Raw genomic sequence first — 11,786 nt, forward strand, 5'->3', positions numbered from 1 at the left:
ACGGGGACGGGACGTAGCATCATGCCCATCGTCGCGCCGCATTCGCGGCGCGCACCGCTCTTTTCTTTTCCCGCGCGGGCCGGAAGGGCCCGGATCGAGCCGGCCCTCCGGCACCGCAAGCCCACGCGCCGCCCCGGGCCCGTCTCCCGGCCCGCCGCGCCGTCTTCCTGACAGAACACGATGGACAACCAACAAAAGCCCACGCCCCCTTCGAAGGATCCTGCCTCCCCCGCCGCGCGCCGCCCGCGCCGCACGCTGGTGATCGGGACGCTCGCGGTCGTCGTCATCGGCGGCTTGCTGTGGTGGCACCCGTGGAACCGTACGCAGGCGGACGCGTCGGCAGCGGGCAGCGCGGCCTCCGGCGCGAGCGCCGGCGGCGGTGGCGGCCATCGCGGCCGCGGCGGCCCCGCCGCCATGGCGAACGTTCCGCAACCCGTATCGGTCGCGACCGCGACGCAGGGCGAGATGCCGATCGTGCTGTCCGCGCTCGGCACCGTGACGCCGCTCGCGAACGTGACGGTCAAGACGCAGTTGTCGGGTTATCTGCAGTCCGTCGCGTTCCAGGAAGGCCAGATCGTCAAGAAAGGCGACCTGCTCGCGCAGGTCGACCCGCGCCCGTATCAGGTCGCGCTCGAGAATGCCGAAGGCACGCACGCGCGCGACTCGGCGCTGCTCGCGACGGCCCGCATCGACCTGAAGCGCTACCAGACGCTGCTGTCGCAGGACTCGATCGCGTCGCAGACGGTCGACACCCAGGCGTCGCTCGTCAAGCAATACGAAGGAACGGTGAAGACCGACCAGGCGGCGATCGACTCCGCGAAGCTCAACCTCACGTACGCGCGCATCACGGCGCCGGTGTCGGGCCGCGTCGGCCTGCGCCAGGTCGACCCCGGCAACTACGTGACGCCGGGCGACACGAACGGGATCGTCGTGATCACGCAATTGCAGCCGATGAGCGTGATCTTCACGACCTCGGAGGACAACCTGCCGCAGATCGTCAAGCAGGTGAACGCGGGCCGGAAACTGTCGGTCACCGCGTACAACCGCAACAACACGGTGCCGCTCGAGACGGGTTCGCTCCAGACGCTCGACAACCAGATCGACACGAGCACCGGCACGGTCAAGCTGCGCGCGACCTTCGACAACAAGGAAGGCCTGCTGTTTCCGAATCAGTTCGTGAACACGCGGCTGCTGGTCGACGTGATGCGCGATGCGACGATCGTGCCGACGGCCGCCGTGCTGACGGGCTCGATCGGCCAGTTCGTGTACATCGTGAAACCCGACAACACGGTGACGGTGCGCAAGGTCAAGGTCGGCCCGGTCGACGGCGAGCGCACGAGCATCGTCAGCGGCGTCGCGATCGGCGAGCGCGTGGTCACCGACGGCTCCGACCGGCTGCGCGAAGGCGCGAAGATCACGATCCCGGCCGACAAGCCGAAAGGCGCGTCGGGCGCACACGGCGCCGGCGCGGCGTCGGGTGCATCGGGTGCGGCCGCCCACCGCGGCGGACAGAAGCACGGCGCGTCGCAGGCAGCGGCCCCCGCGGCCCAGTAACGCGCGGGCCGCTCGATGAATCCATCCCGCCTCTTCATTCTCCGGCCGGTCGGCACCGCCCTCCTGATGGCGGCGATCATGCTGGCCGGTCTCGTCGCGCTGCGCTTCCTGCCGCTCGCCGCACTGCCCGAAGTCGACTACCCGACGATCCAGGTCCAGACCTTCTATCCGGGCGCGAGCCCGGAGGTGATGACGTCGTCGGTCACTGCGCCGCTGGAGCGGCAGTTCGGCCAGATGCCGTCGCTGAACCAGATGTCGTCGCAAAGCTCGGCCGGCGCGTCGGTGATCACGCTGCAGTTCTCGCTCGACCTGCCGCTCGACATCGCCGAACAGGAAGTGCAGGCCGCGATCAACGCGGCGGGCAACCTGCTGCCGTCCGACCTGCCCGCCCCGCCGATCTACGCGAAGGTCAATCCGGCCGACGCGCCGGTGCTGACGCTGGCCATCACGTCGAAGACCTTGCCGCTCACGCAGGTACAGGACCTGACCGACACGCGCCTCGCGATGAAGATCTCGCAGATCGCGGGTGTCGGCCTCGTCAGCCTGTCGGGCGGCAACCGGCCGGCCGTACGGATCCAGGCGAACCCGACCGCGCTCGCGAAGTACGGGATGAACCTCGACGATCTGCGCACGACGATCTCGAACCTGAACGTGAACACGCCGAAGGGCAACTTCGACGGCCCGACGCGCGCGTACACGATCAACGCGAACGACCAGCTCACCAGCGCCGATCAATACAACGACGCGGTCGTCGCCTACAAGAGCGGCCGCCCGGTGATGCTGACCGACGTCGCGAAGGTCGTCGCCGGCTCGGAGAACACCAAGCTCGGCGCGTGGGTGAACGCCGAGCCCGCGATCATCCTGAACGTGCAGCGCCAGCCGGGCGCGAACGTGATCGCGACCGTCGACGCGATCAAGGCGCAGCTGCCGAAGCTGCAGGAGACGCTGCCCGCCGCGCTCGACGTGCAGATCGTCACCGACCGCACGACGATGATCCGCGCCGCCGTGCGCGACGTGCAGTTCGAGCTGCTGCTCGCGGTCGCGCTGGTCGTGCTGGTGATGTACCTGTTCCTCGCGAACGTCTACGCGACCATCATCCCGAGCCTGTCGGTGCCGCTGTCGCTGATCGGCACGCTCGCGGTGATGTACATGGCGGGCTTCTCGCTGAACAACCTGTCGCTGATGGCGCTCACGATCGCGACCGGCTTCGTCGTCGACGACGCGATCGTGATGATCGAGAACATCGCGCGCTACGTCGAGGAAGGCGATTCGGGGCTCGAGGCCGCGCTGAAGGGCTCGCGGCAGATCGGCTTCACGATCATCTCGCTGACTGTGTCCCTGATCGCGGTGCTGATTCCGCTGCTGTTCATGGGCGACGTGGTCGGCCGGCTATTCCACGAGTTCGCGATCACGCTCGCGGTGACGATCGTGATCTCGGCGATCGTGTCGCTCACGCTCGTGCCGATGATGTGCGCGAAGCTGCTGCGCCACTCGCCGCCGCCCGAAAGCCACCGCTTCGAGGCGCGCGTGCACCGCGCGATCGACTGGGTGATCGCGCGCTACGCGGTCGCGCTCGAATGGGTGCTGAACCGCCAGCGCTCGACGCTCGTCGTCGCGCTGCTGACGCTCGGGCTCACCGCCCTGCTCTACGTATACGTGCCGAAAGGCTTCTTCCCCGCGCAGGATACCGGCGTGATCCAGGCGATCACGCAGGCGCCGCAATCGATCTCGTACGGCGCGATGGCCGAACGCCAGCAGGCGCTCGCGGCCGAGATCCTGAAGGATCCGAACGTCGAAAGCCTCACGTCGTTCATCGGCGTCGACGGCAGCAACATCACGCTGAACAGCGGCCGGATGCTGATCAACCTGAAGGCGCGCGACGAGCGCGCCGAGTCGGCCGCGCAGATCATCCGCGACCTGCAGCAGCGCGTCGCGAACGTGACCGGCATCACGCTGTTCATGCAGTCGGTGCAGGACCTGACGATCGACTCGACCGTGAGCCCGACGCAGTACCAGTTCATGCTGACGAGCCCGAACCCGGACGAATTCGCGACCTGGGTGCCGAAGCTCGTCACGCGGCTGCAGAAGGAGCCGTCGCTCGCCGACGTCGCGACCGACCTGCAGAGCAACGGCCAGTCGGTCTACATCGAGATCGACCGCGCAAGCGCCGCGCGCTTCGGCATCACGCCGGCGACCGTCGACAACGCGCTGTACGACGCGTTCGGCCAGCGCATCGTGTCGACCATCTTCACGCAGTCGAACCAGTACCGCGTGATTCTCGAGTCGGAGCCGAAGGACCAGCACTACGCCGAATCGCTGAACGACATCTACCTGCCGTCCGCGGGCGGCGGTCAGGTGCCGCTGTCGTCGATCGCGTCGTTCCACGAACGGCCGTCGCCGCTGCTCGTCGCGCACCTGTCGCAGTTCCCGTCGACGACGGTCTCGTTCAACCTCGCACCGGGCGCGTCGCTCGGCGAGGCCGTGAAGGCGATCGACGCCGCCGAGAAGGACATCGGCCTGCCCGGCTCGTTCCAGACGCGCTTCCAGGGCGCGGCGCTCGCGTTCCAGGCATCGCTGTCGAATCAGCTGTTCCTGATCCTCGCGGCGGTCGTCACGATGTACATCGTGCTCGGCGTGCTGTACGAAAGCTACACCCATCCGATCACGATCCTGTCGACGCTGCCGTCGGCCGGCGTCGGCGCGCTGCTCGCGCTGATGATCACCGGGCACGATCTCGACATCATCGGGATCATCGGGATCGTGCTGCTGATCGGCATCGTGAAGAAGAACGCGATCATGATGATCGACTTCGCGCTCGAAGCCGAACGCGTCGAAGGCAAGCCACCGCGCGAGGCGATCTACCAGGCGTGTCTGCTGCGCTTCCGGCCGATCCTGATGACGACGCTCGCCGCGCTGCTCGGCGCGGTGCCGCTGATCTTCGGCGCCGGCGCGGGCTCCGAGCTGCGCCAGCCGCTCGGGATCGCGATCGCGGGCGGCCTGATCGTGTCGCAGGTGCTGACGCTGTTCACGACGCCGGTGATCTACCTCGGCTTCGACAGCCTCGCGCGCCGCGTGCGCGGCTGGTTCGAACGGCACGGCCCCGGCCGCGACGCCGGCAAGCAGACGGGCGCGTAAGCGATGAACCTGTCGCGCCCCTTCATCACCCGCCCCGTCGCGACGACGCTGCTCGCGCTCGGCGTCGCGCTCGCGGGCCTGTTCGCGTTCATCAAGCTGCCGGTGTCGCCGCTGCCCCAGGTCGACTTCCCGACCATCTCGGTGCAGGCGTCGCTGCCCGGCGCGAGCCCCGAGACGGTCGCGACCAGCGTGACGAGCCCGCTCGAGCGGCACCTCGGCTCGATCGCCGACGTCAGCGAAATGACGTCGACCAGCACCGTCGGCAACGCGCGGATCATCCTGCAGTTCGGGCTGAACCGCGACATCGACGGCGCCGCGCGCGACGTGCAGGCCGCGATCAACGCGGCGCGCGCCGACCTGCCCGCGTCGCTGAAGAGCAACCCGACGTACCGCAAGGTCAACCCGGCCGATTCGCCGATCATGGTCGTGTCGCTCACATCGGAAACGTCGTCGCCCGCGAAGCTGTACGACGCCGCGTCGACGGTGCTGCAGCAGTCGCTGTCGCAGATCGACGGGGTCGGCCAGGTGTCGGTGAGCGGCTCCGCGAACCCGGCCGTGCGCGTCGAGCTCGAGCCTCACGCGCTGTTCCACTACGGAATCGGCCTCGAGGATGTGCGGGCCGCGCTCGCGTCCGCGAACGCGAACAGCCCGAAGGGCGCGATCGAATTCGGCCCGAAGCACTACCAGCTCTATACGAACGACCAGGCCTCGCAGGCGTCGCAGTACAGCGACCTGGTCGTCGCCTACCGCAACGGCGCGGCCGTGCGGCTGTCCGACCTGTCCGAGGTCGTCGACGGCGTCGAGGATCTGCGCAACCTGGGCCTGTCGAACGGCAAGCGCGCGGTGCTCGTGATCCTCTACCGCTCGCCCGGCGCGAACATCATCGAGACGATCGACCGCGTGCGCGCGGCGCTGCCGCAACTCACGGCGTCGCTGCCGGCCGACATCACGGTGACGCCGGTGCTCGACCGTTCGACGACGATCCGCGCGTCGCTGAAGGACACCGAGCACACGCTGCTGATCGCGGTGAGCCTGGTCGTGATGGTCGTGTTCCTGTTCCTGCGCAACTGGCGCGCGACGCTGATTCCGAGCGTCGCGGTGCCGATCTCGATCATCGGCACGTTCGGCGCGATGTACCTGCTGGGCTTCTCGATCGACAACCTGTCGTTGATGGCGCTGATCGTCGCGACCGGCTTCGTCGTCGACGATGCGATCGTCGTGCTCGAGAACATCACGCGCCACATCGAGAACGGCAAGCCGCGGCTGCAGGCTGCGTTCGACGGCGCGCGCGAGGTCGGCTTCACCGTGCTGTCGATGAGCATATCGCTCGTCGCGGTGTTCCTGCCGATCCTGCTGATGGGCGGCATCGTCGGGCGCCTGTTCCGCGAATTCGCGTTGACGCTGTCGCTCGCGATCGGCGTGTCGCTCGCCGTCTCGCTGACCGTCACGCCGATGATGTGCGCGCGGCTGCTGCGCGAGTCGCACGAGGTGCAGGAGGAAGGCCGCCTCGGCCGGTTCCTCGAGCGCTTCTTCACGCGGATGCAGCGCGGCTACGAGCGCACGCTGTCGTGGGCGCTGCGCCGTCCGCTGCTGGTCCTGCTGATCCTGTTCGCGACGATCGGCCTGAACGTCTACCTGTACATCATCGTGCCGAAGGGCTTCTTCCCGCAGCAGGACACCGGGTTGATGATCGGCGGCATCCAGGCCGACCAGTCGACGTCGTTCCAGGCGATGAAGCTGAAGTTCTCCGAAATGATGCGGATCGTGCAGGCCAACCCGAACGTGAAGAGCGTCGCGGGCTTCACCGGCGGCACGCAGACCAACTCCGGCTTCATGTTCGTCACGCTGAAGGACCGCACCGAGCGCAAGCTGTCGGCCGATCAGGTGATCCAGCAGCTGCGCAAGCCGCTCGCGGACGTCGCGGGTGCGCGCACGTTCCTGCAGGCCGCGCAGGACATCCGCGTCGGCGGCCGGCAGAGCAATGCGCAGTACCAGTTCACGCTGCTCGGCGATTCGAGCGCCGAGCTGTACAAGTGGGGCCCGCTGCTGACCGAGGCGCTGCAAAAGCGCGCCGAGCTGACCGACGTGAACTCCGACCAGCAGCAAGGCGGCCTCGAGGCGATGGTGACGATCGACCGTGCGACCGCCGCGCGGCTCGGCATCAAGCCCGCACAGATCGACAACACGCTGTACGACGCGTTCGGCCAGCGCCAGGTCTCGACGATCTACAACCCGCTGAACCAGTACCACGTCGTGATGGAAGTCGCGCCGAAATACTGGCAGAGCCCGGAGATGCTGAACCAGGTGTGGATCAGCACGTCGGGCGGCAGCGCGAACGGCTCGCAGACGACCAACGCCGCGGCCGGCACCTTCGTCGCGACCTCGGCCGGCACGTCGAGCGCCGGGACGGCCGCCACCAGCGCCGCGGCGATCGCGTCCGATTCGGCGCGCAACCAGGCGCTGAACTCGATCGCGTCGAGCGGCAAGTCGAGCGCGTCGTCGGGCGCGGCGGTGTCGACGTCGAAGTCGACGATGATCCCGCTGTCCGCGATCGCGACCTTCGGCCCGAGCACGACGCCGCTGTCGGTCAACCACCAGGGGTTGTTCGTCGCGACGACGATCTCGTTCAACCTGCCGCCGGGCGTGTCGCTGTCGGAGGCGACCCAGGTGATCTACCAGACGATGGCGCAGATCGGCGTGCCGCCGACGATCGTCGGCAGCTTCCAGGGCACCGCGCAGGCGTTCCAGCAGTCGCTGAACAACCAGCCGATCCTGATCCTCGCGGCACTCCTGGCGGTCTACATCGTGCTCGGGATCCTGTACGAGAGCTACATCCACCCGATCACCATCCTGTCGACGCTGCCGTCGGCCGGCGTCGGCGCCCTGCTCGCGCTGCTGCTGTTCAAGACCGAGTTCAGCATCATCGCGCTGATCGGCGTGATCCTGCTGATCGGTATCGTGAAGAAGAACGCGATCATGATGGTCGACTTCGCGATCGACCAGACGCGCAACGGCAACAAGTCGTCGTTCGATGCGATCCACGAGGCGTGCCTGCTGCGCTTCCGGCCGATCATGATGACGACGATGGCGGCGCTCCTCGGCGCGCTGCCGCTCGCGTTCGGCAGCGGTGACGGCGCCGAGCTGCGTGCGCCGCTCGGGATCGCGATCGCCGGCGGCCTGATCATGTCGCAGGTGCTGACGCTATACACGACGCCGGTCGTCTATCTGTACATGGACCGGTTCCGCGTGTGGGGCGAAAAGCGCCGCAACCGCCGCGGCAACACGGGCGGACCGGCGGTGGCGGGCGAGTAAGCGGGTAACGGGGCACGCGGCCGCATCAAGCGGCCGCGTGACGGGCTTGCACGCCAGCCGCGATCGGCTATCGTGCGTCCATGCTCACCCTCGCGCCCCTTCCCGGGGACCCGCCATGAACGTCCAGCTGAACCATACGATCGTCTGGTGCCGCGACAAGCACGCGTCGAGCCGCTTCCTCACCGAGCTTCTGGAACTCCCGGCGCCGACGCCGTTCGGCGCGATGCTGGTCGTCCAGCTCGACAACGGCGTGTCGCTCGACTTCTACGAAAAAGAGGGAGACATCACGGCCCAGCATTACGCTTTCCTGACCGACGAGGCCGGCTTCGATCGCGTGTTCGCGCGCATTCGCGAGCGCGGGCTACCGCACTGGGCCGATCCTGCGAAACGGCATCCCGGCGACATCTACCGCCACAACGGCGGGCGCGGTGTGTACTTCGACGATCCGGACGGTCACTTCCTCGAAGTAATGACGCAGCCATACGTGCTGAACGGATAGCGGAACGCGTCGGCCGGCATTGCACCGGCCGACGTGGCGACGCGGGCGGCGCCCCCGATCGGATGCCGCCCCGCCGTGACGCCGTTACTCGGCGGCGGCTGCCGTCTTGCGCGGGCGACGCGCGCGGGTCGCCGTCTTGCGGGCCGGCTTCTTCGGCTTGGCGCCGGGTGCCGCTTCGACAGCCGCTTCACCGGTCGATTCGGCAGCCGGTGCTGCTTCGTGTTGCGGCTGCGCGGCCGCCGTCGAGGCACCGTGCTCGCCGGCCGTCGGCGCCGCATGCTGCGCCGCGACGTGGCGATCCTCACCGTGCTCCGCGTCGCGATGAGGCGCTTCGGCATGTTTCTCGCTGCCGTGCTTGGCGCCGCCGTGCGAAGCCTCGTCCGGCTTAGCCGCCGCGTGACGGCCGGCGCCCTTCGCTTCGCCACCCTTCTTCGCGCCGGTCTTCTTCGCCGCGCTCTTGCGCGCGCGCTTGCGGCCGTCCTTCGCGTCGCCGTGCGCCTCGGCTGCTTCATTCGCTTCAGCCGTCGCGGCCGGCACGTGCGCCGCGTCGCTCACGACGTCGACGAGGTCCGCCTCTTCGGCATCGACCTGCGCGCTTTCGTGAACGCCCGCTTCCGCACGCTGCCCGCGATGCCGCGGCTCACGCTCGGCCGTTGCTGCCTCGCCGTGGCGCCCGCCGTGACCGTGCTGCGCGCCACCCGTTTCACGCGCCGCCGTCGGCTCGGCCGCCGTGGCGGACTGGCGCGGCCGCGACACGAACGCGCCCGACTTGTCGTCGCGCCCCACCTCGAGCAGGCCGCGCGCCTGCGCTTCGTCGAGCAGGTTGCCGAACGCACGGAAGCCGTAATACGACTCGTTGAAATCCGGCTTGCGGCGCTTGATCGCGCTCTTGAGCACCGACGCCCAGATCTTGCCGACGTCGTCGCGCTCCGATGCCAGCGCGTCGAACGTCTCGACCGCGAGCGCGATCGCCTCGCTCCGGCGCACTTCCAGCTCCGGCTTGCGCGACGGCTCGTCGGCGCGCTTCGCGCCGCCGTTGCCCGTGCGCTGCTGTTCGCGCTTCGCCAGCGCGCGCTGCTGCTCGCGCACCAGGTCGTCGTAGAAAATGAATTCGTCGCAGTTCGCGACCAGCAGGTCCGAGGTCGACTTCTTCACGCCGACGCCGATCACCTTCTTCGCGTTCTCGCGCAGCTTCGACACGAGCGGCGAGAAATCCGAGTCGCCGCTGATGATCACGAACGTATCGACGTGCGACTTCGTGTAGCAGAGGTCGAGCGCGTCCACGACGAGCCGGATGTCGGCCGAATTCTTGCCCGACTGGCGCACGTGCGGAATCTCGATCAGCTCGAAGCTCGCCTCGTGCATCGACGCCTTGAAGCCCTTGTAGCGCTCCCAGTCGCAATACGCCTTCTTCACGACGATGCTGCCTTTCAGCAGCAGCCGCTCCAGCACGGGCTTGATGTCGAATTTCTCGTACTTCGCGTCGCGCACGCCGAGCGCGACGTTCTCGAAGTCGCAGAACACGGCCATGCTGACGTTGTCCAGGGGTAATGCCATGTGTACTCCAACCGGTTGGTCGCCGCGTTGTATTGCGTAGCGGCGAAAAATGCATCGCGCACATGATAGCCGGTCGGCGGGTCGATTCCGCCATCCATGCGCGCGACCGCGCGGATAACGGGGTGCCGCGCCGGCCGTTACGGAGCGGTACAGCCCCAATTACCCGCGCGCCGCCTCCCCAAATCGACATACACTTGAGTATCGGTCGTCCGTCCCTATCTGGGAGGATGACGCATCGCGCAAGGAGCGGTTTCATGACGACGAAGGTATTGCTGATTGGCGCGACCGGCCGCACGGGTCGAGCCTGCGCGGATCTGCTGCTCGAGCAGCCGGAATTCGAGGTGACTGCGCTGGTGCGCCGGCACGGCTATGCGCTGCCGGGCGCGAAGGTCGTCGAGGCCGATCTGACGGGCGATTTCTCGCACGCGTTCCAGGGCATCACGCACGTGATCTACGCGGCCGGCTCGGCGGAATCGGAAGGCGCCGCCGAAGAGGAGCAGATCGACCGCGACGCGGTCGCGCGCACGGCCGAGCATGCGCTCGCCTACAACGTGCAGAAGCTGGTCGTGATCAGTTCGCTGAGCGCGTACTGGCCGGAGCGCAGCGGCGACGCGCTGCGCCACTATTCGCGGATGAAGCGCGAAGGCGACGACCGCGTGATCGCATCGGGCATCGACTACGTGATCCTGCGCCCCGGCCCGCTCGCAGACGGCCCGGGCGTCGGCAAGATCGCGCTGACCGAGGAGCCGCTCGACCCGGCGCCGCCGGTGTCACGCCAGGATGTCGCATGGGCCGCGATCGAGGCGATCAAGCTCGGCATTTCGCGCAAGGTCATCGGCTTCGTCGGCGGCAGCGTGCCGATCGAACAGGCGTTGCGCGCGTAACGCACGCCTGCGCCGCCCGCCCGGGCGGCGCGTTCTCGTCGTGCCGGCGGCCCGCGATGCGGGCCGCTTTACTGCGCGCTTGCTGCCTCCGGCTTACTGCTTCGGATGCGCGTCAGCCCACGCCTTCACCGCGCCGAGGGTGTTCTCGACGTGCTTGTCGGGCGACAGGCTCGTGTATTCGTACAGCACCTTCCCCTCCGGCGAAATCACGTAGGACACGCGGTTCGCCCGATCGAGCGCGGGCAGCTTCGCGTCGTATTCGCGGATGATCTTCGCGTCCGGATCGGCCGCGACCGGGAACTTGCTGCGGCACTCGCTCACCGAGAACTTCGTCAGCGTGTCGATGTTGTCCGCGGATACGCCGATCACCGTCGCGCCGTAAGCCTTGTAACGATCCACGGCATCCGCGAACGCATGCGCCTCGATGGTGCAACCCTTCGTGAACGCGGCCGGGTAGAAGTACAGCACGACCGGGCCGTGCTTCAACGCATCGGCCAGCGAGTACGTGTAAGTCTTGCCGCCCAGCGACGCCTGCGTCGTGAAGTCGGGCGCCGCGTCGCCCGGCTTCAGTTGCGCCTGCGCGACCAGCGCATGGCCGGCCACCAGCAGCGCCGCCGCGCCGCCCACCAACAGTTTTCGCTTCATCTGCGTCCTCATTTCTTATAAAGTCAGCCTCGATGTAGGCCATACCGGCGTTCGCCTGTCGAACGCCGGTGTGCACGACCCGGCCCGGCCGCAGCGCCAGCCGCGGCCGGCCGGTTAAAGATTCCGCGCAGTCTGCCGTTATTCCTTCCGGACAGCCGGTTCCAGCCCTTCACGTCAGCGAGATACATGGAAGCCAACAG

At 68.0% G+C, this 11,786-nt stretch carries 7 protein-coding genes; 5 read left to right on the top strand and 2 right to left on the bottom strand.

All coding sequences use genetic code 11. The features are described from left to right. Window positions 1-180: 180 nt before the first annotated feature. From WS87_RS12090 to WS87_RS12105, 4 genes are all read left to right on the top strand, one after another. Window positions 181-1,554 (top strand): MdtA/MuxA family multidrug efflux RND transporter periplasmic adaptor subunit, encoded by a 1,374-nt coding sequence (locus WS87_RS12090; protein WP_059815905.1) that lies wholly within the window; start codon window positions 181-183, stop codon window positions 1,552-1,554. A 15-nt stretch (window positions 1,555-1,569) separates the two neighbouring features. Next, window positions 1,570-4,689 carry an MdtB/MuxB family multidrug efflux RND transporter permease subunit gene (locus WS87_RS12095; protein WP_059815908.1) on the top strand — a complete coding sequence of 1,040 codons (3,120 nt, stop codon included), beginning with the start codon at window positions 1,570-1,572 and terminating at the stop codon, window positions 4,687-4,689. 3 nt (window positions 4,690-4,692) lie between these two features. Continuing rightward, on the top strand, window positions 4,693-8,001 hold the full coding sequence (locus WS87_RS12100) for an efflux RND transporter permease subunit (protein WP_059815911.1): 3,309 nt from the start codon (window positions 4,693-4,695) through the stop codon (window positions 7,999-8,001). Window positions 8,002-8,116: 115 nt separating this feature from the next. Next, on the top strand, window positions 8,117-8,500 hold the full coding sequence (locus tag WS87_RS12105; protein ID WP_059815914.1) for a VOC family protein: 384 nt from the start codon (window positions 8,117-8,119) through the stop codon (window positions 8,498-8,500). A gap of 84 nt (window positions 8,501-8,584) precedes the next feature. Here WS87_RS12105 and WS87_RS12110 read toward each other — a convergent pair whose 3' ends face one another. Beyond that, entirely contained in the window at window positions 8,585-10,057 is a 1,473-nt protein-coding gene (locus WS87_RS12110; RefSeq protein WP_059815917.1) for an NYN domain-containing protein, read from the bottom strand. A gap of 254 nt (window positions 10,058-10,311) precedes the next feature. Between WS87_RS12110 and WS87_RS12115 the strand changes: the two genes are divergently transcribed. Next, window positions 10,312-10,941, top strand: a complete 630-nt coding sequence (locus WS87_RS12115; RefSeq protein WP_059815920.1) for an SDR family oxidoreductase — start codon at window positions 10,312-10,314, stop codon at window positions 10,939-10,941. 93 nt (window positions 10,942-11,034) lie between these two features. On the opposite strand, the gene WS87_RS12120 is transcribed toward WS87_RS12115, so the two are convergent. After that, entirely contained in the window at window positions 11,035-11,586 is a 552-nt protein-coding gene (locus WS87_RS12120; RefSeq protein ID WP_059523629.1) for a peroxiredoxin, read from the bottom strand. Window positions 11,587-11,786: the final 200 nt, after the last annotated feature.

This window comes from Burkholderia sp. MSMB0856 (genome assembly GCF_001524645.2).
Classification (GTDB): domain Bacteria; phylum Pseudomonadota; class Gammaproteobacteria; order Burkholderiales; family Burkholderiaceae; genus Burkholderia; species Burkholderia diffusa.